A 24,636-nucleotide genomic window follows, 5' to 3' on the forward strand; every position below is an offset into this window, starting at 1 on the left:
ATACCTTACTCCTCTTCCTCTTCATAACCAAAATGCGACTTGGCAAACTGTGTGATCATCCGTCCTCGCGGCGTCCGCTGCAAGAACCCTTGTTGTAATAAATATGGCTCGTAGACGTCTTCGATCGTCTGAGCATCCTCGCCGATGGTTGCGGCGAGCGTCTCAAGCCCGACCGGTCCCCCTCCAAATCGTTCCACCATGGCCCGAAGCAATCGGTGGTCGACTTCATCGAGTCCGAGCGCATCGACGTGTAGACGGTCGAGCGCATCGGATGCGAGCACTGGATCGATTTCTTTCGTGCCGGCTACCTGAGCGAAGTCACGGACTCGACGCAAGAGACGATTGGCGATTCGTGGTGTCCCTCGCGAGCGCTTCGCAATCGCGCCACTCGCCTCAGGTGAGATCGAAAGGCGGAACAGCTGGGCCGTCCGACTGACGATGGCCGCGAGTTCATGTGGCTCATAGTATTCAAGTTTCAATGTGACCCCGAAACGGTCCCGAAGCGGCGCCGATAACATCCCGGCCCGCGTCGTCGCCCCGACGAGTGTGAACGGTGGCAAATCGATGCGTACGCTTCGCGCCATCTCGCCTTGTCCGTAGACGATATCGAGACAGTAGTCTTCCATCGCTGGATAGAGAATCTCTTCAATCGTCCGACTCAACCGGTGAATCTCATCGATAAATAAGACGTCACCCGGCTCAAGTGTCGAGAGGATTGCTGCCAGGTCACCCGGTCGTTCAATCGCCGGTCCGGCGGTCGTCTTGATGCCGACGCCCATCTCGTTGGCGATAATTTGCGCGAGCGTCGTCTTCCCGAGTCCCGGTGGTCCATACAATAGGACGTGGTCGAGCGTCTCACTGCGAAGTTTGGCGGCCTGGATGAAGACCGACAAATTGCCTTTCGCCTTTTCCTGCCCGATATATTGCTCGAAGCGCTGCGGACGTAAGCTCCACTCTTCAGAGTCTTCATATTGCTGATGAGATTGTGACAACAATCGTTCGTCCATAGCTTCCTCCTTATTTCAATAACAGCTGTAGCGCGCGTTTTATGTACGCGTCGGTCGTCAAGATCTCCCCGCTCAATGCTTTGCGGACTTTCGCGATCTCTCGTTCAGAATATCCGAGGGCGACGAGCGCCTCACACGCCTCGTCTAGTTCTGATGCACCTTGTGCGAACAATCCTTCGTTCGGCACATAATCTGGTGCAAGTTCGGATAACTTCCCTTTCAAGTCGAGTGCCATCTGTTTGGCCGTCTTCTTCCCGACTCCCGGGAACTTCGTCAAATACTTCTCATTCTCGGTTTCAATCGCATCGATCAATGCGTCGATATCTCCAGAGGCGACGATGGCGAGTGCCCCTTTCGGTCCAATACCGCTCACGCTAAGGAGTTTATTGAAGAGCTCCCGTTCTCGGCGTGACCGGAAACCGTATAGCGTCTGTTGATCTTCACGGACGTAATGATGCGTAAACACGATTACATGTTCGTCTTGTTCACGATAAAAAAACGGGTTAGGCACATGTACTTTGTAGCCGACGCCCGAGACATCTAACGTTATATATTCCGCACACACATAGGCGACGGGTCCTTTTACGAATTCAATCACGGTGTAATCTCCTTTTCGGTCGGAAAAACTGCATTTATTGTACCATAACGAGCGATATGAAAAAAGGACAGGCGTTTGCCTGTCCTGAAGCGATTACCGTGCGAGCATACGTTCAAGTGCACGTTTCGACCACTCTGTCGTCTCAGCATCGACGCGAATGACGTTCACAGGGTCCGTCTCGAGCGACTCGAGCGCCCAGAGGAGATGTTGCAAGTCGATTCGGTTCATCGTCAGACATGGACACATGAACGGGTTCAACGAGACGATATCGAGATGCGGGTACGTCGCCGCCAATCGGTTCACGAGGTTCATCTCCGTCCCGACCGCCCATTTTGTCCCGGGTTCGCTCGCATCAATCTTGTCGATGATATATGACGTCGATCCTGCCTCGTCGGCTGCCTGCACGACATCAAACGTACATTCCGGATGGACGATGATGCGACGATCCGGTTCGCGCTCACGGAACGCTTGAATTTGCGAGACGGTAAACTTCTCATGGACAGAACAATGGCCTTTCCAAAGAATGACCCGAATCTGTTCGAGGTCTCCTTCTGCCACTAGTTCTTCGCGGAGCGGATCCCAGACGGCCATCGCCTCGAGTGGGATACCGAGGTCATACGCCGTATTCCGTCCGAGATGCTGATCAGGAAGGAACAAAATGCGCTCTCCTGCCTCTAGTGCCCAACGGACGATCTCATGCGCGTTCGACGATGTGACCGTCGCCCCGCCATGACGTCCGACAAACGCTTTGATGGCTGCCGTCGAATTGACGTATGTAATCGGGATGATGCCTTCCCCGAACTGCTCCGTCAACTCTTCCCACGCAATCTCCGTCTGGTCGATATCAGCCATGTCTGCCATGGAGCAACCGGCCCGCATATCAGGCAAGACGACAATCTGATCGTCGCGTGTCAACATATCTGCTGTCTCCGCCATGAAATGCACGCCACAGAAGACGATAAATTCCGCTTCGCTCATCTGTTCTGCGAGCCGTGCGAGCTGGAGCGAATCTCCTGTCGCGTCCGCGAATTGGACGACCTCGTCTTTTTGATAATGATGCGCAGGTAAGAAGAGACGTGTCCCGAGCCGGTCCTTGACCGTTTGAATCCGCGTCTCCATTTCCTCCACTGACAGATTAGCGTACGTCGGTGGGAGTGTTCCGAGTAGTTGCATGTTTCATTCCTCCTTGTAAATTCATACTGCAGTCGAGCGCCCGTACCGAGTGGGTCAACTGACCGAGTGAGATGACATCGATGCGAATCCCTCGATAGTCGTCAATCGAGTCGAGCGTGATGCCGCCAGACACTTCGATGGTGATATGGTCCGGAATATGCGGGACCCATTCTCGCAGTTCATCCGGCGTTCGATTATCGAGCATTACAATATCCGGATTCGCTTGAACGGCTTCTAAGAGCTGGGCTAACGATTCGACCTCGACTTCGATCGGAGTCGTATGACCGACTCTCGAACGTGCGGCGTGAATGGCTTCTGTCACACCGCCGAGTGCGACGATATGGTTGTCTTTGATCATGACGGCATCGTCGAGGCGGAGTCGATGGTTGTAGCCGCCACCGACACGAACGGCGTACTTCTCAAGCATGCGGAGTCCTGGTGTCGTTTTCCGCGTATCCGTGACGTGAATCGAGTCGTCATCGAGCGCATCGACACATTGACGTGTCATCGTCGCAATCCCGCTCACACGCTGAATCACATTCAATAGGACGCGTTCCGTCTCTAATAGGACACGGGTCTTCCCTTTCAAGATGATCAGTTCATCGCCTGGTTCAATCCGCTTCCCGTCATCTTGGCAATCCACCAATTCGAGTTGCTGCATCTTAGCGAGCTCTTGGACGATCGGCTTCCCGCAGAAGACGCCTTGCTCTTTTGCGATGATGGTCGCGATTGACTCGTCGTGTTCATCAATCAATTCACTCGATAGATCGCCATATCCGATATCCTCAATCAGAAACTGTCGTAGCTGTTCGCGTAGATAAATCGTGTTCATCGTACCTCTCCATTTCGAGGATGCTTTGCGCGATGAGGCGCGCCGCATCAAGTTGTAAAGTTTGTTCACTTAATTGTCTTGTCACGTGTTTCGTCATGGTCAACGTTTGGGTATTTTGTAAGAAACATTTTATTTCGTCGTGATTCGGTGAAATCGTCAACCACTTGCCGATTTGATGACGGAGCGAACGGAACGTGTCAGGTGAGATGTCATACGCCATCACATCACTCGTCGCAAAGCCTCTTTCCTTCACTCGAATCGCCTCAGCGACACGTTTTCCGAACACCCAGCATTCCAAGAGTGAATTTGAGGCCAGTCGATTCGTCCCGTGTACACCTGCTTCCGCCACTTCTCCGACGGCATACAATCCGTCGACGTCCGTTCGACCCGCGTCATCCACTTCGATTCCGCCCATATGAAAATGGAGCCCTGGGCGAACGGGGATTTGGCGAAGGTCGATGCCTAACTTGTCACACGTCGTTGCGAGTTTCGGGAACCGCTCACGTAGTCGCGTCACACTAGTCGTATCAAGAAAGACGGGTCCAACTCGGTCTGTTAAGACACGGGCCACCACGTCTCGAGGGGCGAGACTCCCAAGCGGGTGATGCGCCATCACATCGTTTCCGTATGGATCGACGAGCTTCGCACCGGCACCACGGAGCGCTTCGGTGACGAGATGAGGTTCCTCTGCGGCCAATAAGGTCGGGTGAAATTGGATCCGTTGTAAGTTCGTCAGTTTGGCCCCGCATCGATTTGCCAAGACGAGACCATCACCGGTCACCGTCTGAGCGTTCGAAGTCCAATCGACAAGTCCACCGATTCCACCGGTCGCGAGAACGACGGCACCTGCCTCGATGTGTAGCCATTTTTCTTTCTGAAACGCCATCGCACCGATAACTCGTCCTTCCTTCATCACAAGGTCATGGACGAGGACGTGTTCGAGTATGTTCACGTTGTCCGGTAAAGACTGACGCAAGTGCCGCATGACATGTCGACCGGTCTCGTCGCCCCCGGCATGAAAGATGCGATGCAACCGATGAGCCCCTTCCCGCCCGAGGGCATACCCGTCCTCGTCACGATCGAAGTGGACACCGAACCGTTCCATCTCTTCAATCGCTCGACGTCCTTCTTCCACGAGAATGTCGACGCGTTCCGAACACGATGTCTGATTCGAAGCAAGCATCGTGTCTTCTTTATGTGCCTCACTCGTCTCCTCGAGATACGAGCTCGCAATCCCTCCTTGTGCCAAATCGGAGTTCGTCGACGTCGCCTCCCCTTTGGAAACGAGGAGGACAGACAATGAGGATGGCACATGTAGCGCCGTCGCGACGGCGGCAAGTCCCGTTCCAATAATCAAAATGTCGGTTTTCTCTATATGTAAAGACACCTGTATATCACCTGTTTTTCATATGTAATGTTGACTTGTAAACTAGTTTCGCATAATTTTGTGTAGAAGACAACATGAGAAAAGGGGAGTCCATGATGAACCGCTACTTCGACTACGCCGCTACACATCCTATGACACACGCAGCATTAGACCATTACGTGGCTATGGCCAAAAACGTTTATGGAAACCCATCATCACTCCACGCGCACGGATATATGGCTGAAGATTATTTGACAGAGGCACGGCGCTTACTTAAACAAGCACTCGGACTCGACGTCTTACGTGGGAAATTATTGTTTACCGGAAGTGGTTCTGAAAGTAACTACATCGCACTGACGAGCTTACGGAAGCGCATGAAAGGCAAAGAAGTGATCACGTCCTGGCATGAACATGATTCGGTCGCCCTTTTGCTTGAAGAATGGGAACGCGAAGGGGTCATCGTCCATCGTTTGAAACTGAAAGACGGAAAGTTTGATTTAGAGACGTTCACACACTTACTCGACCGTGATATCGGACTCGTCACACTCCAACACGTCAATTCCGACACAGGATGGGTGTTGCCGCTCCATCACATCCAATGTCTCCTAAAATATAAAAAGATTCTCTTTCACGTGGATGGGGTACAGGCACTGGGGAAAATCCCGATTTCTGTGGAAGGAATCGACGCCTACTCGTTCAGCGCCCATAAGGTCGGTGGACCAAAAGGGATTGGCGCCCTCTATATGGAACGCTTGATTCCCCCACCTTACTACCCGGGTCATCACCAATACGGGATTCGTCCGGGTACGATCGACGTTCCAGGAATCAGCGCCTTCGTCAAAGCGCTCGGGGAACGTCAGGATCAACTGACACGTTTTCAGAGAAATTTCATGGCGTTTCGTGCTATCTTGAAAGAGAAGACGTCAGCGTATGTCCATTGGCTCGAGTTTGACGAACAAAGTCCCGCTATCTTTTCCTTCGTATCCCATCAACGCGACGGACAATGGTGGATGACCGAGCTCGACGATCTCGGGTTCCAAGTATCCGCCGGGTCAGCATGTCGCGCCGGTCAGAACGGACCGAACCGCATGCTCGAAGCACTCGGATATGAGACGAGCGCCTGCCACGGACTCGTCCGCATTTCCTTCGGCGCGCAAACGACCGTCGAAGACACATCGGCCCTCGCCGATGCCATCGTCACTTTAGCAAGGAGAGTCGAACATCATGAACAAACGTTTAGCCGGTGAAGAACGCCGTCGCACTTTACTTCAACTGATCGAATCGAGCAATGAACCGATCACTGGATCTGAACTGGCAAGGCACGTATCCGTCAGTCGCCAGGTCATCGTCCAAGATTTGTCGCTCTTAAAAGCGAAAGGTCACCAAATCGTCGCCACCGCGCGCGGTTACGTTTATTTGCACGGCGACTTCACCCCGTCTACTTATTCAAAAAAGGTGGCTTGCCGCCATACGGCAGAAGAGATGGAGGCAGAGATGAACGCCATCGTCGATGAAGGGGTCACCATCAAAGATGTCATCATCGACCACCCCGTTTACGGATCCATCACGGGACAGCTCATGGTGAAGAGTCGACGTGACGTCCGCGCCTTCCTCGAACGGGTCAAGGCACACGGGGCCTCACCGCTCTCGCAATTGACCGGAGGATTACATGTCCATACACTTGAAGCCGATCATCAGGAAGCGATTGATGCCGCGGTGAAAGAGCTTGACCGGCTCGGTATTCTCGTATCCGAATTAGATTGAAGAGATGTCACGAATATGTGACATCTCTTCTTTTTCTTTTCAGTCATGTCCGTTATACTGATGGATGGAACAAGTTTCCTGCAATCACTTTGAAAGGAGATCTCGTCATGAACGTCCTCGAGCACATGCTTGCCGTATGTGGTGTTTTCAGCATTCCTCTCGGCATCTTCATCCAATTCATCCCGAACGAACTCGTTCTCGCATATGGCGGCTTTCTCGTCGATTCGCATGACGCGTCTTTCTTCCTGATGTTCCTACTGGCGTGGGTTTCCTTCACGCTCAGTCAGATCGGTCTGTACTGGATTGGTCGATATGGTGGGCGTCCCGTCGCCTTGAAGCTGTATCGTTATTTCCGGATTCGGCAAGACAAGCAACTGCGGGCCGAGCGCTGGTTTGAGAAATACGGGGCATGGATCGTCTGTCTCAGCCTGTTCTGGCGCCAGCTGTTCGCGGTCAGTGCCGGCGTGATGCGCCTGTCGTTCCGAAAGTTCTTGTCGGTGACGACCGTCATTTTTGCCGTCTGGTCATTCATCTTCATTCATGTCGGGATGATGCTCGGCAACAACTGGCGGATGATTGGCCACTTCATGGACGACATCCTGCCCTTCCTGGCGCTCGCCATCGGAATTTTTCTCGTCGTCCGTCATCTTCGTCAGCAACCAAAACATGTGAAAGAATCAGCGTAACGAACGCTGATTCTTTTTTTGTCGGAAAGGGAAACGCTATCATCTGTCGAATAAGAACCATGTAAGCGAATCGCGGTCACACAAACAGGACACCGCACAACGAAAAAGGAGGAATCACCATGTTCCATCGCCGTAAAACGTATACGATTCGACCTGAACGCCTGCAAGAATTCACCGACTTCTTCCATACATACATCTATCCGATTCAAGCGTCCCATGGCGCCCGACTCGTCGGACGCTGGGTGACCGAAGACAAGTCGGAGGTCATGGCACTATGGGAATACCGGGACCGTGAACACTATGAACAAGTCGAGCGGGACTACCGCGGTAGCATGTTACGACGGGACGCCATGAAGCAGCGCGCCCGCCTCGGAAAAGACCTGTATATCAAGTCGAGCGAAGAGTTCATGATGCCGACCGGTCACTATACGCCACCGCGTGCAATCGTCTGTGTGACAGCGTATATCACGAATGAAGCAGGTGAGGTCCTCCTCGTCAAAAACATGCACCGAAACGACTCCTTCGAGATGCCGGGCGGACAGGTGGAAGAGCACGAGTCGCTCGTCGACGCCATCCACCGTGAAGTGGACGAAGAGACAGGCGTGAAAATCGAGGTCGAAGGCATCACGGGAATTTATCAAAACGTGTCGTCCCGCGTCCTCTGCGTCACGTTCCGTGCAAAATATGTATCCGGGGACCTCAGACCACAAGCCGGGGAAACACAGGAAGTCGGATTCTACAAAGTCGATTCGCGTAACGTCGGTGACTATATCAAACGGGAGCACTTCCAGATGCGCTTCCTCGATGCGATCGACCCTGTATATATGCCATACGCCATCTACAAAGTACGTCCATACGAATTGATTGAGCGCATCGAGCGCCAATCGGTGTAACGCAAAAAGGGATGATCCGCTACGCGCGAATCATCCCTTTTCTTTATGCTTCTTCTTGTAGATCTTCTTGCTGTGATTGTCCAGTCTCCACTAACAGTTTCCGGACACGGCGTTTTTCCACGTGGAGAACGGTGAACGTCATGTCTTGATACGTGACTTGTGCACCTTTCTCCGGAATGTCGCCGAGTAATTCAACGAACCAACCGCCCATCGTGTTGGAATCGACGTCTGGTTCCGCAATCCCCATCTCTTCGGCGAATTCATCGACGTTCATGTCAGCCATACACTCGTAGACCCCTTCACGGAGACGTCGGAGATAGACGACAGATTCGTCGTGCTCATCCCAGATGTCGCCGACGAGTTCTTCAAGCATGTCTTCTAACGTGATGAGACCCGCCGTGCCCCCGAATTCATCGAGGACGACAGCCATGTGAGATTGTTTCTGTTGGAGAATCGGAAGTAGTTCAATCAATTTCGTCTGTGGTGACACGTATGTGAGCGGTCGGATGAGCGAACGGACATCCGTCACTTCATCCTTCATCATCGAACGTAAGAAGTCACGTTCTGACAAGACACCGATGACGTTGTCAATCGAGTCTTTGTAGACCGGCAAACGTGAATGTCCTCCACTGAAAATCGTGTCTTTGATTTCATCGAGCGAATCGTCGATGTCGACAGCCAAAATATCGATTCGCGGCGTCAAGACGTCATCGACGGTAATATCGTTGAAGGCGAAGGCGCTATGGACGAGCTCAGCTTCCGTCTCACCAAGCACACCTTCCTCTTCTCCCATATCGACGAGCACTTTCAACTCTTCTTCCGTGACGGACGGTTCCTTGTCTTTCATCCCGATCATCCGAAGCGTCAACTTCTTCAACCCAGTGAAAATCATCGTCACCGGTTTGAGGACTTTGACGAGGAACACGAGAATCCCGCTGATGAGAAGCGAATACTTCTCCGCAAACTCTTTGGCGAGCGACTTCGGTAAAATCTCACCGAAGATCAAAATGATGACAGTCGTCGCGAACGTCGACACGAGAAGACCCGTACCGCCACTAAAAATCGACGTGGCGATGGCGGTCGATACCGTCGCCGAACCGATGTTGACAATGTTGTTCCCGACGAGGATCGTCGAGAGCGTATCGTCAAAGCGGTCGACGAGACTGAGGACGCGTTTTGCGGCTTTGTCGCCGTCTTCTGCCATCCGAATCATCCGAACACGGTTTACACTCGAAAGCGCCGTTTCTGCTGATGAGAAAAACGCTGACAACATGACGAGAACTACATATAGAATTAAACTTGACGAGGGCACAGGGTCCACGTTAGCTTCACACTCCGTTTCTTCTTAACAAATAATTTTTTTCTTACTCCACGAACTCGAATTCGAAGTCGAGAATCGCAACGACGCTGCCGTCTTCGGCACCGAGCTTACGAAGATCATCATCGACGCCCATCTGACGCATTTGACGAGCGAATCGTTTGATCGACTCATCATGGTCAAAGTTCGTCATCTTGAAGAGCTTCTCAATGCGAGGGCCCGTGATTACGAAGCGATCGTATTCATCGATGTGGATCTGATAGCCTTTCTCTTCCTTCTCATAACGATACACGACACGAGGCGTCGCTGTCTTCTCTTCAAGCTCATCGAGTGGGAATTCAGGTGTCGTATCGACAAAGTTCGCCACTTCGATCAACAAGTTACGAAGGCCATCTTGTGCGAGGGCAGAAATTGGGAAGACTTTGACATCGTCTCCTACTTTCTTCTTGAACTCTTCAAGATGTTCCTCTGCGTCCGGCATATCCATTTTGTTTGCGACGACGACTTGCGGACGCTCGAGAAGACGTAAGTTATACGACTCAAGCTCACGGTTGATTGTCGTGTAATCTTCGAACGGATCGCGTCCTTCCATCCCACTCATATCGATCATGTGAACGATGACTTTCGTCCGTTCGATATGACGAAGGAATTGGTGACCGAGACCGACGCCTTGGCTAGCCCCTTCAATCAAACCTGGAAGGTCGGCCATAACGAAGCTGCGGTCGTCCGCTGTCTTGACGACACCGAGGTTCGGTGTGATCGTCGTGAAGTGGTACGCGCCGATTTTCGGACGTGCCGACGAAACGACAGACAGAAGCGTTGATTTCCCGACAGACGGGAAACCGACGAGTCCGACGTCTGCGAGGAGTTTCAATTCAAGACGCAATTCACGCTCTTGACCTGGTTCACCGTTCTCCGCGATTTCTGGAGCCGGGTTGGCCGGTGTCGCGAAACGACAGTTCCCACGTCCACCACGTCCACCTTTGGCGATCGTCGCTTGTTGTCCGTGCTCCGTCAAGTCGGCGATGACCGTATCCGTCTCTGCGTCGAATACGATGGTACCAGGTGGGACTTTGACGATGAGCGGCTTCGCTTTACGTCCGTGCATCCCTTTTGACATTCCTTTTTCGCCGTCGTGGGCGATAAACTTCTTCGAATAACGGAAATCAACGAGTGTGCGCAATCCTTCTTCTACTTCGAAGACGACGTCTCCACCGTGACCACCGTCACCACCTGCAGGTCCACCATCTGGGACATACTTTTCGCGACGGAAGGCAACCATCCCTTTTCCGCCGTCTCCAGCTTTTACAAAAATATTAACCTGATCGACAAACATTTATTTCCCCTCCTTTATGTGAAACGTAGTCATCTCTACGTTCTGTTCGTACACATCGGCTGACGTGAGCACGTCTTCCGGGACTTCTCCCGTGACGCGAACCATCAGTCCGTCCGTGAACGTCACATGAATCGGCCCGTCCGTGTCTTTCAACAAGCGGACAAGCATCTCTGCCACTCGCGCATCATCGATGGCGAGTTGGTCGGTCGAAATCGTATACGTCATCCGTCCTTCCCAATTCGCTTGAATCACGACAAGGCTCGTCTGTGGCACGTTCAAACGAACGAGCGCACTCTCCTCGTCGGCCTGTTTCCGATAGCGTTCGTAAAGTTCCTCGAGCTTATTCGGATCGAGTGCCGCATAGAGCGAGATCAATTGAAGCCGATTCATCCATTCGTGACGGACGGTCGATAAGAGCTCGAGTGTCTGTTCTGAATCCATTTGATCCTCTCCTAGAAAAAAAGACTCTAACCAAAAAAGTGGCTAGAGTCTTCTGCGTCGTTCAACTTACGCGACTGGGTAAACGCTCACTTGTTTCTTGTCGCGACCAAGACGCTCATAGCGTACTACGCCGTCAACTTTCGCAAACAAAGTGTCGTCGCCACCACGGCCAACGTTTTCACCTGGGTGAATCTTTGTACCGCGTTGGCGGTAAAGGATTGATCCAGCTGAAACTGTTTGTCCGTCAGCGCGTTTTGCACCGAGACGTTTCGAAATTGAGTCACGACCGTTTTTAGTCGAACCAACTCCCTTTTTCGAAGCGAAGAACTGAAGGTTCAATTGTAACATGAGGTCCACCTCCTATTGTTCAATTTGGATATATTCACCGTAGCTTTGGGCGACCGTGTCTAACTGCACGAGCATCCCTTCTAATAACAGTTGGGTGCGTTCCATATCCTGCGGTGATAAGTCAGGATACGTCTCGACATAAAAGTAACCACCCTCTGTTTGATCTGCCATTTCTACAAGAAGCGATTGACCCGCAAGCGTTTCGACGGCGTTATAGGCACCAAATATGATGGCTGAAACACCGGCGCACACCAAGTCAGAACCAGGTTCTGCAAAGTTGGCATGACCAGTCACTTCGACGGAGCGAATCGAGTTCGCCTCGTCTCGTCTTACCTTGACCCGAATCATAGCTTACGCTTCGATTTTCTCGATGCGAACTTTCGTGTAAGGCTGACGGTGACCTTGCTTACGACGGTAGTTTTTCTTAGCTTTCATTTTGAAGACAGTGATCTTCTTAGCGCGGCCGTGTTTTACCACAGTACCGACAACTTTAGCGCCTTCTACGAGTGGAGCGCCGACTTTAACATCGTCACCACCAACGAAAAGAACCTCACCGAATTCTACAGTACCTTCGACATCAGCATCGAGTTTTTCGATGTAGATCTCTTGACCTGCTTCAACTTTGATTTGCTTACCACCAGTTTTGATGATTGCGTACATATACGTGCACCTCCTTGTTAAACTCAGACTCGCCATCCTGGGCAGGGCAAATACCTTTAAAACCCGTTCTGTGCGGTTGTAGCCATTTGGGTGCTTCCAAACGAACTAACGTTATAGATAATACCACTCTCAATTATTCATTGTCAACGGCGAGATAAGAAATTCTGACATTCTGCGGACGTCCCGTAAAAGGCGAACTCCGGCTCCCCTTCGACGAGGTGTACGTCAATGTTAAATTCATGCCAGGAAGCGGCATGCCACTTCTTAGGTAGTGAGAGCACGACCGCCTCGTATTGCCCACTCAGATCAAGGAGCGCGCGTTCAAACTGCGAGAAGACGGCCAGTTTCGACGGCTTGCCTCCATATGTCATCCGGTCTTGGATCGAGCGTCCGGTCCGTTCTCGTGACAATTCGAATAACCCCATCCGTGTAAAGCCGTACACTTCTACCCGTCGTGGGTCACGTGCTCCGAGCTCTTTCATCTTTTTCAGGAGACGGGTCTGACCATCTTTCGAGCCGCGTAGGAAGTCGATGACAATCATGCCGCCGATGTTACGTAAGCGCAACTGCTCCATGATCGTATAGAGCGCCGCTTCATTGATTGTGTCGGCCGCGCGCCCCTTGTCTTTGACGGCGACGTTCTTTCCACTGTTGACGTCGATGACGGTCATCGTCTCGACTTGTTCGATCAAGACGAACGCCCCGCCATCTAACCAGACGGCACGACTCTCGAGCTTTTCAATCGCCTCGTCGAGACGCTTCGCCTCAGGGATTCGACCTTTGCCGATGTGACGTTTCACGGGAACGTCCAGGCGTTCAACGCGAGCTTGTCCTTCCTTGTCGTTCAAGAGGACCGACTCGACCGCATGACGCCGCACGAAATGTTCACAGAGTAGTTCGTCTTGCCCGTACCGCTGTTCGATTACAGCTTTCGCACGATCTCGGAGCAAGTCGAGTTCTTCTTGTAAGGCGTCTGGTGCCACTTGTCCGGCCTCCGTCCGAAACAGGACCCCTTCCTCTTCTGTAAGGGCAACCGACTTCGAGAGACGGTCCTGCGTGACGAGGTCGAGCTTCCGACTGAACAGTTTACGACGACCGTACGGGAAGTAGACGAGATAGCGTCCACCGAACCGAATGTTTTCGGTCACTTTATGATGCTTGCCGTTGATGCCTTCTTTCGTCACTTGCACGAGTCGTTTTTCCCCGACGACAGCCGCTTGTCCGATGGCAGGCACGTCCGGATACGAGGCCAGTGCGCGAAGCGTCTCCGCAATCGGTAAAAAGAACGTCGTCTCCCCGTCCGTCAAAAAAGCCGCGCCGAGTGACGGGTGGATCCGTTCAATCGCAGCCTCGACAATCGTACCGACCGATAATTGGTCGACGAAGCGTTCTTCGACCTCGAGTAACCGTTCCCCGTCTACGAGCATCGCCCGTTCAATGGAAGGTGTTCGTTCGTAGATTAACTTCATGTGCACCTCTCCTTTCGACAGAAAAAGGCAACTTTCGTTGCCTTTACGCTTTTTTCATTCCAAATTTCATCATGAGTCGTGCCCAGAAGCCGACCGGCGCCGTCTCTGTCTGAATCGACATGAGCGGGACCGATTCGCCGAGGATGCGACGTGTGATGTTGCGGTACGCTTGTCCGGCATTGTTGTCCGGGTTCATCGTGACCGGCACACCGCGGTTCGCAGCGGCAATGACTTCCTCATCATCGATGACGACACCAAGGAGGTCGATCGACAAGATGCGCATGATGTCATCGATATCGAGCATATCGCCCGATTCGACGAGGTGATTTTTCACCCGGTTGACGACGAGCTTCGGTGCTTCGATGTGACTCGCTTGCTCGAGCATCCCGATGATGCGGTCCGCATCTTGTACGGCTGCCTTCTCAGGCGTCGTGACGACAATCGCCTCGTCCGCTCCGGCAATCGCGTTCATAAACCCTTGCTCGATCCCTGCAGGACAGTCGATCAAGACGAAGTCATATTCCGTCTTCAATTGGTCGACAATCTCTTTCACTTGCTCAGGATTGACCGACGTCTTGTCTTTCGACTGTGCGGCCGGAAGTAAGTACATCTCTTCAAACCGCTTGTCGCGAACGAGCGCCTGATTCAACTTACATTGTCCCGTGATGACATCGACGAGGTTATAAATGCTCCGGTTGTCGAGTCCGAGAATGATATCGAGGTTACGCAACCCGATATCCGTATCGACGAGACAGACCGAGTGTCCAGACAAGGCGAGCCCCGTCCCGATGTTGGCGGTCGTCGTCGTTTTCCCGACGCCCCCTTTTCCTGATGTCACGACGATGGCTCTGCCGTTTTTCACTTCTTTTTCTGTATGTACAGGCTCCACTACTTGCTCCATTCCACTCACCCTCTCTGTAATTCCATTGCATATGCGTCTTTCAGACCGGTCATGACGTGGCGGAGACGTGTCATCTCGATCCCGTCATTCGTCTGATACGCACAACCCATCTCAATCTCAGGAAGTTCTTCCTCATCGTCGGACGTGAGAACATGTTCGCCGATTGCCAAAAACTTCGGATGGAGGAGGCTCGCGGTAATGACCGCTTCTTCCCATCCTTCGACACCCGCACGCACATTTCCTCGTATCGTGCCCAAACAATAAATACTTCCTGTCGCCCGGACCTCAGAACCAGGGTTGATGTCCCCAATCACAAGCACCGAGCCATCAAACGCGAGGACCTGTCCACTGCGAATCGTCCCGCTATGATAGTGGAACGTCTTTCTGCCGTACGTCGCTTTCGCTTCTTCCGTCAACATGACATCGCTCGACAAGTCTTCAATATAAAAAACGCCATGACGAGCGACGACCTCACGAATTTGACGTGTCAGCTCCTCGTCAAGATAACGAGTACCCGCGTGCAACTTCAGGGCAATCTTACCGGACGGCGGCTCCATTTCTTGTAATGTCGCTTCAAAGTCCGTAAGCACCTCGTCGATGCCACTCTTCGGATTGAAGTGGATGGCAATTCCGTTGCGATGTCCTTTAATCGTAATGTGTCGTTTACGCTCCATCATGGCTACCCTCTTTTCACAACAGGTCGGATCGTCACATACCGCATCATCGGATAATAAAGAATCACGATGGCGATGGCATTGACGAGCACGGTCCCTGGAATCTGTTCAATCAATAGTGTTTGAATCGTCATCAACGTCCCACCGATCGCTGCCATGATCCCGTATATCGCAACTGTGAATACGACAATCATGAACGTGAAGGTGATGGTAACGGAGAAGAAGTTCTCACCTATATATTTTAACACGAAGCTGGCTAAGAGAGGAATGAGTGAAAAAGTAAATACATAAATTCCGAGCAAGTCGGTGTAGACGATATCATACAGCAACCCGAATACAAGACCGAACCCGAGCGCCGTCTCCCATCGACCGTACAGACTGACGAACATCAGTCCGATTAGCGTCAATAAAAGATACGGCGTGGCATAGTGCCACGAGAAAATCGATGCCCATGTTCCTTCAATAAGAAAAAGGAGGAACAGGGCGATGAACACTTTCATGTTACTCACCCGCTGCTCCTCCTTCCTCGGGACCCGTTAGAAACGGTTCGTCTAGTGTCCGATCAATCACGTACATTTGTGAAAACTCATTGAAGTCGGCCTCCGGTTTGATCCGGGCGACTTGAGAGACGCCATATTCGTCCGTCTCGATCGACTCGATCGTACCGATGACGAGTCCGGCCGGGTAACGTCCTCCGAGTCCAGAGGTCGATACAATTTCTCCTTCTTTCAGCTTGACGCTATTCGATACTTTCGTGAAGAACAATTCGTTCGTCTCCGTATCGAAGCCGTCAATCGTCCCATACGTCGCTTTGCCGTCCGCATCTTTGACGACAGCCGAGACGTTGTTCGTCCGGTTGTTGTCGCTGAGCAGTTGCACTTGTGACGTATAGGCACTCGTTTGAATGACACGACCGACCATCCCGCTCGCCGCGGTCACGGCCATGCCTTTCTCAACGCCGCTTTCAGAACCGACGTTGATAGTGACGTAGCGTTGCCAATCGTTCGGTGTCCGACCGATGACCTCCGCCGGAATGAGGTCGAAGTCGCGTAACGACTCGTCTTTCGCTTCGACCATTTTCCGAAGCTCCTCATTCTCACGGCGCAAATCATCTGCCTCAACCGATACCTCGGCATACTTCGCCAAATGTTCTTTCAGTTGACGGTTCTCTTCGTAGATGTCGCGGACGTCCGAGATGGATGAGACGGTCGAGTCCATCCATCCGATTGGTACCGCGAACACTCGCTGGAACGTGCCGACCACATCACGCGTGACGTCTTGGTACCAGGCTGATTCCGATCGTCCTCGAATCGAAACCCCTAAAATGACGAAAAACAAGATCAGTACAATTAGCGTGATGATGAGCTTTTTATTACGTACGAATCGGCTCATCGTGTCTCACCTCTCATCGACGTGACGAGATGCCTGATTTCGAACGGAGGACGTCCATCATTTCAAGAGATTTTCCTGTACCGACTGCTACACAGTCGAGTGGCTCATCCGCAACGAGTGTCGGGATGTGCGTCTCGTCTGAGATGACGTCGTCCAAGTTTTTGAGGAGCGCGCCGCCGCCAGTCAAGACGATTCCACGGTCCATCACGTCAGCCGCGAGTTCTGGTGGTGTTTGTTCGAGCGTCTGCTTGACACCTGCCAAGATCGCTTCGACTGTATCTGAGAGTGCTTCGCATACTTCGGTAGATGACACTTCGATTTGTTTCGGAAGTCCTGTCACGAGGTCGCGACCACGGATTTCCATCTTCTCCGCCTCGTTCGATGCGTCGATGCGCGCCGAACCGACTTCCATTTTGAGCGTCTCGGCCGTACGTTCCCCGATCATGAGGTTGTACTTGTTTTTGATGTAACGAATAATGGCATCATCCATTTCGTCACCACCGACACGAATCGATTGGCTTGTCACGATGCCGCCGAGTGAGATCACTGCGACTTCGGTCGTACCGCCACCGATATCCACGACCATCGAGCCAGTCGGTTCCCAAACTGGGAGACCTGCGCCGATTGCTGCCGCGAACGGTTCTTCGATTGTATAAGCTTCACGAGCGCCTGCTTGTTTTGCCGCATCTTCAACAGCACGTTTTTCAACAGACGTGATACCACTTGGCACACAAATCATGACGTTCGTCTTCGATGAGAACAAACCGCCTTTTGATTTTTGAGCTTGCTCCATGAAGTATTTGATCATCGTTGCTGTCGTTTCAAAGTCAGCGATAACGCCGTCTTTCATCGGACGACGAGCAGAGACGTTCCCTGGTGTACGTCCAATCATATCTTTGGCCTGGTTACCAACGGCCTCAATTCTACCTGTATCTGTGCGGAACGCCACAACGGACGGTTCACGAACAACAATTCCTTGACCCTTTACGTAAACGAGCGTGTTAGCCGTTCCAAGGTCGATTCCGATTTCTCGGTTAAAACTACGAAACATAGGTGTTGCTCCTCTCTTCGTTACACTATTTTTTATTATAACGGAAAAATCATGTTTGAAAACGTTCATTCGATTACAGGTTATTTACAATAACCGCATCTCAGTCCTGTCTCACCGTCTACTAGTTTGCCTTCTTTTGAGGAAAAAGGCAAATCAAAAAAGCAGACGCGAGTGGGCGTCTGCCTAAGAGAGAACGGTTACAAACCAGGTTGGAGCGGAAGCAGTAACATCGCGCCGTAAAAGAAGACTGAGAAGATCAGGACCGGTCGAAAGAAGCGGGACGGCTTCAAGCGCGTCGCTCCGGCTAAAAAGCTCGTCGTCGTCATGACGAATATGTAGATCCCAACGTACATGAGTAGCAAGCGGACGGGCACCGTCCAAATGCCAAGTTGGTCGAGTTCGTTGAAAGTGAACACAACCAGACCAAGATAGGCGATGAGTGATAGAATGCCTACCCCGACACCGACGAGCGGTGAGACGCGATTGAGCCAGTGGCCCTCGTCAAACCGAAGAAAGAGCGCCGTACTCACAAATAAAAATAGGACGAATAGGACGAGCGAGAAGATGGTTGTGTCTAGATGGACGTAGCTCACGAGGAGCGAGACGCCGATCATGAACAACCAGATGATTTTTTCCATGTTGAACACCTCATCTGATATCTTACCAAAGTCCGTGATTCAATTGGAGGAAATTGTATATTCCTTTTTCTTAGTCATAGTTTCTTTAATATATGCAAGATAGTTTGTTGCAAGGAGATGTAGAGACCGTTTTCGTTTAATCGGATGTATAACACTCGCATTTCATTCGTTCATTTGACGAGCTTGATGTTTATCATTAACTCCATAAAAAACCATTGATAGACCGATAATCATACAAATTAGACCCCCAAGCCCCGTTGTGATGATTAAAGACTGTTCAGGATAAAACTCTTTACTCAGAGTCAGGAATATAAAAAATATCCATCCTACAAGATTAATCATATGTCTTTTTGACAAGCCAGCTCCTCCTTATCAACCAAAGGGTTCATAAGGATTATTCAATCATTGTCTTGACCATGATTTCTACCTGACATTTCTTTTTAAAAGGTCAGTTATACCTGTTTCCTGAACTGTTTTCATTTTATCCACTTCATCATTTCCGATAGCAATTTCTATAAAAATAGAACGAAACAAAAAAAGCAGACATCACAATGCCTGCTTCCCATTTCTCACCCATTCATATATCCCCGCTGCTTCATGCTGACGTAATGGTCTTCCCCGATGTGAACTGAACCAAAATCAATAGTTTGGTTATGCAACCTGTAGAACCAGGGTTCGGTATTCGACCGGACCCAGGTTTTTTAGTCGTTTCTTGATGCGACGATGGGTATAGTAATCGTTGTAGCGCACGAATTCTCGTTTGAAGTGGGCCATGTCCTCGAATTTCTTGAGGTAAAGGAGCTCGGACTCGAGCACGGCGAAGAAGCTCTCGATGACCGCGTTGTCGAGACAGTTGCCTTTTCGGGACATACTCTGGGTGATCCCGTGCTCGCGCAGCTTCGACGCAAACGTGCGGAATTGGTATTGTCAGTCCTGGTCAATCTCGTATCATTGATGAGTTTCTGGAGGGTCTGGTTGAACATTTCGTCGAAGAACGGATACTTCGGACTATCGGACATCGTAAAGGTGATGATTTCACGATTTGCCAGATCCATCATCGGTGAGAGATAGAACTTCTCCCCGAAAAGACGGAACTCCTTGACGTCGGTCACCCACTTCTGGTTCCGACCCATTGCCTGGAAATCTCGTTCGAGGAGGTTCGGTGCAATCGTTCCGACCTCTACTTTGTAGGACCGATTTTTCTTCATGCGGACGAGGCATTTGAGACCGAGCCCGTCCATGAGACGTAAGACGGTTTTCGGGTTCTTGGCGCTCGAGAAGCGCATGGATGCATCAATCCTTCGTGTTCATGGAATAGGGGCCGGATCGCTTCCTTCACGTCCGCGTACTTGTCCCCGGCCGTCAGGCGCGTCCGCCAATAGTAAAGTAGACGCTCCGAGCCATATCGAGCACCTGAAAAAGGCCCGGCACAGGATAGGTCGTCCGTAGCTCATCGATAACTTGCGCCTTGATCCGGTTCGTCGCGTTTCCTCTTTTTGAACCAAGGCTTTCAATTTTTTAACCTTGCGTTCTCCATCTCGAGGAACTCGACCCGTTCTTTGAGCCTCTCGAACTCCGTCATCTCTTTCGTTTCCTGTTTCATCTTTCTTGGCATCGGGGCACGTCTTTTCGGCTTGGCGGTCAGCCCCCTCGGGTCCCTCCTGCTTGTACGTGGATCGCCAACAGGAAATCATCCCGGGAGAGGAGAGTCTGCACTTGAGGGTCGCGTCTATCAAGGACAGCGCATTTTCCGTCATGTCGTTTAGTACCCTAAGTTTAAACGTCTGTGAGTGGGCTGTATAGCATGGATTGAAAATCGTCTCGCCCCAGCGTTCATAAAGGCCTGCCCAATATAGTTTTTTTAAGTCTTCGTAAATTTGACCCTAAAAACACCCCATAATAGTTGGATTTTTATGTCCAATTTTTATGGGGCAGTTCAGTTGAAGATAGTTATTGTTATCCGAAAATTTGAAACAATAAAGCTACTACAGACACAAGCCCAGCCCCTGCAGCAATATAAACACCTGAGCGAGTATGCTTCAAGTTAGAAGAATTTCTAATTTCTTCTGAAATGATAACTTTAACATCATTAGTTGTTAACCCCTGATTTTTCAGCTCAGTCATTTGACTTATAGTGGCAGTCTGCATGATATTTATTTTTTCGTTTATTCTGGCTTCCATTTTATCAATTGCGCTTAAAACTTCATTCATAGAATTATCAATCTTGGACTCGAGACGTTGCTCTGTATTTTTTAATTTCAAATCTGTAATTTCTTGGTGTTTTTCGAGTTCCATTTCTAAACGATCAATTCGCTTATCTACCATATTTGTATCACTTCCTTCTCTTAAAGGGTGATTAGATTCAATTCTACTATTACTTGAAGGTTTTTTTGATAAATTTCTAACAGAGCTATTTATTAAAAGTTGTTGTAGATTAATATTACCACTATATGATGACGTTGAGTCATATTCTGTTTCTTCGAGAGTGTAAATCTCTTCGTTTTCAGTAAACTCACTAGCTTGATCTTGATTGTTATAAAATTCATTATAATTTTTATTTTTATCAATGGAGAAAACATTATTTCGTTGTGCTCCCATTTAATCTTCCTCCACTATAACTAGCATCTTAGCTGCCAGTGCGCTGAAAGTAACGCTATTATCAACAGGTTTTTCCTCTTCACTCAAGTTTTCATTAATCATATTAATTAAATCTGAGTCTGTAAAAATAGCTTCAATTCTTAAAGATATTATTGTATCTAACTCAAAGTTTAAGTCTGTCACTTCTCCCATCAAGTTAAATGCAGTTACAGCCTGATCTGTAAAATCCACAGGTATTAAAGAAGAAAATATTCGTTTTTGACTTCCCTCTTGCTTCATTTTTGCAAAAAGACTAAATTTAATTTCACTTGCGGATGTCAATATTTTTCCCATTACCCCAAAAGAAAAAGAAATTTTAAAGTCTTCATTCTTCTGCTGAACAGTCTGGACTTCAGGCACAATATATTCAATTTCGTTTGCATCGTTACCCACTTTCAAAATAGGAACAGTAGAAAGAGACCCATGCATAACTTCAAATCTTGAGTCTCCATATAGATTTTCTAACGCATCTCTAATAACTTGTGCTCTGTTCATTTATAATTCTCCCTTTACTTCAAGCTGGATTATCACTAGTCAATCAGATTCTCCAAAGTTGCTAAACTAACTACTGAGCATCTTAGACTATTATATCAGTTTGAAAAGATAATTTTTTAACATCTAATTATAACTTACCGTATCGATTTTCCAGATTATCTAATGCTATTTCAAATGCATGTTCGTCAATAATCTTATTTTCTTTAAGTTGATTTAATGAGTGGAATAACCTCACAGGGTATGGTTCTGTCAAATCATCAGTATGATAATCTGTAACATCATCATCTATCTCATCAACCAATGAATAATACTTTGTCTTTAACATTGAGTAAAAATTATTTTCTTTCAATAATTCTAATTCATCAATAGTAAATCCTAAAATAATCCGTTCATTGTTATATGCAATTGCTAACTTTCGCCTTTTACCTTCTGCATGTACCCAAGGATTTTTATTTCTCCCCCTGCTAAAAGTCTTTGACGAAGTAAAAAGACCTATTTTTGCCTTCTTAGACCGAAGTAGTTCAACTAAATCTGCAACTTCTCTTACACTAACAGCCTTTTTATGATTTTTTGATTCTCCTATCATACGAGTTCCTACACATTCAGACACAAAGTCTGGTGATATTCCATCAATAAATCGAATTACATGATCGATTTGATTATCACCTTTCCTCAAATTTTCTTCGACAAATGCTATTTGAAATCTGCCATAAACATATGTCATTAAATTTTCCAAAGCATCACCTTTTTGTTTTTTACTACCTTTTTCTAAAGTCGTTCTGACTTTATCAATCAGTTTTTGATAATAATCATGTTCTTCTTCTGTTATAGGAGTCCAAAACTCATCGTCTTTTTTCCTGGCTATGATTTCTTTTGCAGAAACTGTATCATTCCTCATACTTTATACCTCAAAGTAGTTTGATCAGATTCCACTTTATCTATCTTTACGAAGACTGCTCTTATGTCTTGTGTATCTAAATGTGCATCACAATAAAAACATAAGAATTTTTGAGAACTAATAAAGTCTCTGACCTCTTTCGTACTTTTGAACTCAAAAGTATGAATTAAATCGGGATCTTCATTTGTACAAAAAACTATATACCTGATTTCTATAAATAGTTCTTCGGATAATTCGTAAAGGATATCAATTAAATCATTGTAACGTATACGTGTAACACGAGAGAGATATCCTGGAGAAGCAGTAGCTTCATGCCTTAACATCGTCAATTCGTCGCTCAAGATTATCAGATTCTGAGTAGGAATAGATAGATTCAATTTCATGTTTATATCTATTAAGCTTTCGTAAAACATCATCTATTACCTCCTTTTCAGTACCTGAAGTTGTATATTTTTTAAGCGAAAAATATTTATCTGATTTTTTCACGATATAAGGATACTGTTTTTTTTCAACAAAATGGACAATTCCAATATTAAAAAGTTCAGCATGCTCAGACATCTTTTGAATGATATCTTTTGATTCGGCATAACTAAATGCTTTACCTCTAGAATTTGCCTTATATTGCGTAGCCCCTCTATCTGATTGTTGAAGGAAAACATGAAATTTAATGTTTGTCTCGATACGATCATGAATGTCAACTAATTCACTTTCATATATATTCTTAATACCCGATTTAATTCTTAATAAAGAATCTTCTTTTTTAATATCAGAATCAAAAAATGAAACTTTTTCAATTATTTCATCCATACAATTATTTAGAAAACTATTTACCTTTAAATTAATTAAAGGGTTATTATGAGCAAAGTATTCTGAAGAAATTCGAGAAAGAGCTTCGTGTAACCATTCAGGATTTTTATATGTAAACTTTAAAATATTATCAGTAAAATATTTCATGAAAAGCCATGCTAATTCGTCTAATTCTCTCTTTTTAGGCATTGTACATATCGAAAAAAGACCTGATGTAGGGTGCATGTACAGATTGACTGTCTTCAGACCAAAGTCTACAACTATATATGCAAGATAAATATGCTTTTTGAACTCTAAAGAATCTTGATTCTTTTTATTATGAATTTTAGCTGGTGCAGCTAACGAATATAACAATTGTTCTGGGTTTAAATTTTTTTTTACATTCACTAAAGTTATGTCAGTCAATGTTTTAGGATTTAACTCATAAATAGGCACTACATTCTGTTGTGTAGCCTCGTATAATTCATCGACAGTAGTATGACTCAAAAAGTCATTTTCTTCAGCTTCATAAATAAAGATTGAATTATTACCCTCTAGCTCCACATGACATAGCCACTCTATAAAAGTTTCAAATGGAATAGAACCAAACATTACCCCATGAAGAATTTCTTTTCTAGATTCCTCTGACTTTCTTTTTTTGCTGATATTAAATTCAGATTGCAAAACCTTCATCCAAGAGTTATTGGCTCTTTCCAAAATCTTATCAATGTTTAACAAATATTCATCTGATAAAGAAAAGTATCCCATACCTTAATTACACACTCCTTTTTGCCTGCCAATCACCAATTAAAAATTTCCTCGTTTTAGATTATGTATGTTATCTTATCCCATAAAAAGGTTTTGGTGTACAAATAAATGAAATTTTATGTATTTTCAGGATGATAGGAACTATTGTTCTTATTTTTTGTTGGAATATAGTTAAATCAGGAGGCGGTTTGTATGATTCAAAAGAGAGTAGGACTTTGCATCAGTGTTTCTACTGAAGAACAAAACATTGAAGGCTACTCTATATCAGATCAACGTAAACGATTGAAAGCTCTTTGCGTAGCGCAGAGTTGGAAGACAATCAAATTTTACGTGGATGAAGGAATTTCCAGACATTCCACTGAGTTACCAGAATTAAACAAAATTACAAAAAATTTTCATTGATGCGCTACTGGTCTATCTATTAGGTTGTCTTGCTTGAAGTGTGTGTGGTTTACACCATCTCTTCAACTTTCTCAAAAAATACAATCGCTAATTCTGTTCATCC

At 48.0% G+C, this 24,636-nt stretch carries 29 protein-coding genes, 1 pseudogene and 1 other annotated feature; of the genes and pseudogenes, 5 read left to right on the plus strand and 25 right to left on the minus strand.

Going from position 1 to position 24,636, the window contains the following annotated elements; genetic code table 11:
* Window positions 1–5: 5 nt before the first annotated feature.
* The 5 genes from ruvB to PQI28_RS02015 all read right to left on the minus strand — a co-directional run bounded on the left by ruvB (window position 6) and on the right by PQI28_RS02015 (window position 4,997).
* Window positions 6–1,007: a Holliday junction branch migration DNA helicase RuvB gene (gene ruvB, locus PQI28_RS01995; RefSeq protein WP_214695364.1), complete on the minus strand. Its 1,002-nt coding sequence runs from the start codon at window positions 1,005–1,007 to the stop codon at window positions 6–8.
* A gap of 10 nt (window positions 1,008–1,017) precedes the next feature.
* Window positions 1,018–1,605: a Holliday junction branch migration protein RuvA gene (gene ruvA / locus PQI28_RS02000; RefSeq protein ID WP_015881166.1), complete on the minus strand. Its 588-nt coding sequence runs from the start codon at window positions 1,603–1,605 to the stop codon at window positions 1,018–1,020.
* Between the two features lie 93 nt (window positions 1,606–1,698).
* Window positions 1,699–2,778: a quinolinate synthase NadA gene (nadA, locus tag PQI28_RS02005; protein ID WP_214785264.1), complete on the minus strand. Its 1,080-nt coding sequence runs from the start codon at window positions 2,776–2,778 to the stop codon at window positions 1,699–1,701.
* Entirely contained in the window at window positions 2,741–3,610 is an 870-nt protein-coding gene (gene nadC / locus PQI28_RS02010; protein ID WP_214785265.1) for a carboxylating nicotinate-nucleotide diphosphorylase, read from the minus strand. Before nadC ends, nadA begins: the two co-directional genes overlap by 38 nt.
* Window positions 3,564–4,997, minus strand: a complete 1,434-nt coding sequence (locus PQI28_RS02015) for an L-aspartate oxidase (protein WP_214785266.1) — start codon at window positions 4,995–4,997, stop codon at window positions 3,564–3,566. Before PQI28_RS02015 ends, nadC begins: the two co-directional genes overlap by 47 nt.
* Window positions 4,998–5,092: 95 nt before the next feature.
* On the opposite strand from PQI28_RS02015, the gene PQI28_RS02020 reads away from it, so the two are divergent.
* The 4 genes from PQI28_RS02020 to PQI28_RS02035 all read left to right on the plus strand — a co-directional run bounded on the left by PQI28_RS02020 (window position 5,093) and on the right by PQI28_RS02035 (window position 8,319).
* Window positions 5,093–6,223 carry a cysteine desulfurase family protein gene (locus tag PQI28_RS02020; RefSeq protein ID WP_214695356.1) on the plus strand — a complete coding sequence of 377 codons (1,131 nt, stop codon included), beginning with the start codon at window positions 5,093–5,095 and terminating at the stop codon, window positions 6,221–6,223.
* Window positions 6,201–6,740, plus strand: a complete 540-nt coding sequence (locus tag PQI28_RS02025) for a transcription repressor NadR (protein ID WP_214695354.1) — start codon at window positions 6,201–6,203, stop codon at window positions 6,738–6,740. The genes PQI28_RS02020 and PQI28_RS02025 overlap by 23 nt, the downstream gene beginning before the upstream one ends.
* Window positions 6,741–6,847: 107 nt before the next feature.
* Window positions 6,848–7,426 (plus strand): DedA family protein, encoded by a 579-nt coding sequence (locus PQI28_RS02030; protein WP_214785267.1) that lies wholly within the window; start codon window positions 6,848–6,850, stop codon window positions 7,424–7,426.
* A 119-nt stretch (window positions 7,427–7,545) separates the two neighbouring features.
* On the plus strand, window positions 7,546–8,319 hold the full coding sequence (locus tag PQI28_RS02035) for an NUDIX domain-containing protein (RefSeq protein WP_214785268.1): 774 nt from the start codon (window positions 7,546–7,548) through the stop codon (window positions 8,317–8,319).
* A 43-nt stretch (window positions 8,320–8,362) separates the two neighbouring features.
* On the opposite strand, the gene PQI28_RS02040 is transcribed toward PQI28_RS02035, so the two are convergent.
* The 20 genes and pseudogenes from PQI28_RS02040 to PQI28_RS02125 form a co-directional block, all read right to left on the minus strand.
* On the minus strand, window positions 8,363–9,640 hold the full coding sequence (locus tag PQI28_RS02040) for a hemolysin family protein (RefSeq protein WP_214785269.1): 1,278 nt from the start codon (window positions 9,638–9,640) through the stop codon (window positions 8,363–8,365).
* Window positions 9,641–9,683: 43 nt separating this feature from the next.
* The gene (gene obgE / locus PQI28_RS02045) at window positions 9,684–10,973 is read right to left on the minus strand and encodes a GTPase ObgE (RefSeq protein WP_074035227.1); all 1,290 of its coding nucleotides are present in this window, start codon (window positions 10,971–10,973) and stop codon (window positions 9,684–9,686) included.
* Entirely contained in the window at window positions 10,974–11,414 is a 441-nt protein-coding gene (locus PQI28_RS02050; RefSeq protein ID WP_274664648.1) for a Spo0B domain-containing protein, read from the minus strand.
* Between the two features lie 66 nt (window positions 11,415–11,480).
* Window positions 11,481–11,762 (minus strand): 50S ribosomal protein L27, encoded by a 282-nt coding sequence (rpmA, locus tag PQI28_RS02055; protein WP_015881155.1) that lies wholly within the window; start codon window positions 11,760–11,762, stop codon window positions 11,481–11,483.
* Between the two features lie 12 nt (window positions 11,763–11,774).
* Window positions 11,775–12,110 (minus strand): ribosomal-processing cysteine protease Prp, encoded by a 336-nt coding sequence (locus PQI28_RS02060; protein ID WP_074035231.1) that lies wholly within the window; start codon window positions 12,108–12,110, stop codon window positions 11,775–11,777.
* 3 nt (window positions 12,111–12,113) lie between these two features.
* Entirely contained in the window at window positions 12,114–12,422 is a 309-nt protein-coding gene (gene rplU, locus PQI28_RS02065) for a 50S ribosomal protein L21 (RefSeq protein ID WP_015881153.1), read from the minus strand.
* Window positions 12,423–12,437: 15 nt separating this feature from the next.
* Window positions 12,438–12,510, minus strand: a sequence feature (ribosomal protein L21 leader region).
* A gap of 55 nt (window positions 12,511–12,565) precedes the next feature.
* The gene (locus PQI28_RS02070) at window positions 12,566–13,891 is read right to left on the minus strand and encodes a ribonuclease E/G (RefSeq protein WP_339962405.1); all 1,326 of its coding nucleotides are present in this window, start codon (window positions 13,889–13,891) and stop codon (window positions 12,566–12,568) included.
* Between the two features lie 43 nt (window positions 13,892–13,934).
* Complete coding sequence (gene minD / locus PQI28_RS02075; protein WP_214695335.1) at window positions 13,935–14,792, minus strand: septum site-determining protein MinD; 858 nt, start codon at window positions 14,790–14,792, stop codon at window positions 13,935–13,937.
* A 5-nt stretch (window positions 14,793–14,797) separates the two neighbouring features.
* The gene (locus PQI28_RS02080; protein WP_243834777.1) at window positions 14,798–15,466 is read right to left on the minus strand and encodes a septum site-determining protein MinC; all 669 of its coding nucleotides are present in this window, start codon (window positions 15,464–15,466) and stop codon (window positions 14,798–14,800) included.
* Between the two features lie 5 nt (window positions 15,467–15,471).
* The gene (gene mreD / locus PQI28_RS02085; protein ID WP_083600174.1) at window positions 15,472–15,966 is read right to left on the minus strand and encodes a rod shape-determining protein MreD; all 495 of its coding nucleotides are present in this window, start codon (window positions 15,964–15,966) and stop codon (window positions 15,472–15,474) included.
* Window position 15,967: 1 nt separating this feature from the next.
* Window positions 15,968–16,858 (minus strand): rod shape-determining protein MreC, encoded by an 891-nt coding sequence (gene mreC, locus PQI28_RS02090; RefSeq protein ID WP_074035245.1) that lies wholly within the window; start codon window positions 16,856–16,858, stop codon window positions 15,968–15,970.
* A gap of 13 nt (window positions 16,859–16,871) precedes the next feature.
* Window positions 16,872–17,909 carry a rod shape-determining protein gene (locus PQI28_RS02095; protein ID WP_214695333.1) on the minus strand — a complete coding sequence of 346 codons (1,038 nt, stop codon included), beginning with the start codon at window positions 17,907–17,909 and terminating at the stop codon, window positions 16,872–16,874.
* A gap of 197 nt (window positions 17,910–18,106) precedes the next feature.
* Complete coding sequence (locus PQI28_RS02100) at window positions 18,107–18,547, minus strand: hypothetical protein (RefSeq protein ID WP_339962406.1); 441 nt, start codon at window positions 18,545–18,547, stop codon at window positions 18,107–18,109.
* Between the two features lie 162 nt (window positions 18,548–18,709).
* Window positions 18,710–18,904: a hypothetical protein gene (locus PQI28_RS02105; protein ID WP_339962407.1), complete on the minus strand. Its 195-nt coding sequence runs from the start codon at window positions 18,902–18,904 to the stop codon at window positions 18,710–18,712.
* 294 nt (window positions 18,905–19,198) lie between these two features.
* A complete protein-coding gene (locus PQI28_RS15600; protein ID WP_445236741.1) occupies window positions 19,199–19,444 on the minus strand; it encodes an IS3 family transposase in 246 nt (81 codons plus the stop codon).
* Window positions 19,445–19,476: 32 nt separating this feature from the next.
* A pseudogene (locus tag PQI28_RS15605) lies at window positions 19,477–19,833 on the minus strand (IS3 family transposase); the annotation flags it as partial.
* A 670-nt stretch (window positions 19,834–20,503) separates the two neighbouring features.
* Window positions 20,504–21,145 carry a hypothetical protein gene (locus tag PQI28_RS02110; RefSeq protein WP_339962408.1) on the minus strand — a complete coding sequence of 214 codons (642 nt, stop codon included), beginning with the start codon at window positions 21,143–21,145 and terminating at the stop codon, window positions 20,504–20,506.
* Window positions 21,146–21,679: a hypothetical protein gene (locus PQI28_RS02115; protein ID WP_339962409.1), complete on the minus strand. Its 534-nt coding sequence runs from the start codon at window positions 21,677–21,679 to the stop codon at window positions 21,146–21,148.
* A gap of 127 nt (window positions 21,680–21,806) precedes the next feature.
* Window positions 21,807–22,577, minus strand: a complete 771-nt coding sequence (locus PQI28_RS02120; protein WP_339962410.1) for a hypothetical protein — start codon at window positions 22,575–22,577, stop codon at window positions 21,807–21,809.
* 309 nt (window positions 22,578–22,886) lie between these two features.
* Window positions 22,887–24,131, minus strand: coding sequence for a hypothetical protein (locus PQI28_RS02125; protein ID WP_339962411.1), 1,245 nt, complete (start codon window positions 24,129–24,131; stop codon window positions 22,887–22,889).
* A gap of 192 nt (window positions 24,132–24,323) precedes the next feature.
* Here PQI28_RS02125 and PQI28_RS02130 point away from each other — a divergent pair, with 192 nt between their 5' ends.
* Entirely contained in the window at window positions 24,324–24,533 is a 210-nt protein-coding gene (locus PQI28_RS02130; RefSeq protein ID WP_339962412.1) for a recombinase family protein, read from the plus strand.
* The last annotated feature ends 103 nt before the right edge of the window (window positions 24,534–24,636 follow it).

The organism is Exiguobacterium sp. USCH10 (assembly GCF_037619445.1).
Taxonomy (GTDB): domain Bacteria; phylum Bacillota; class Bacilli; order Exiguobacteriales; family Exiguobacteriaceae; genus Exiguobacterium; species Exiguobacterium aestuarii_A.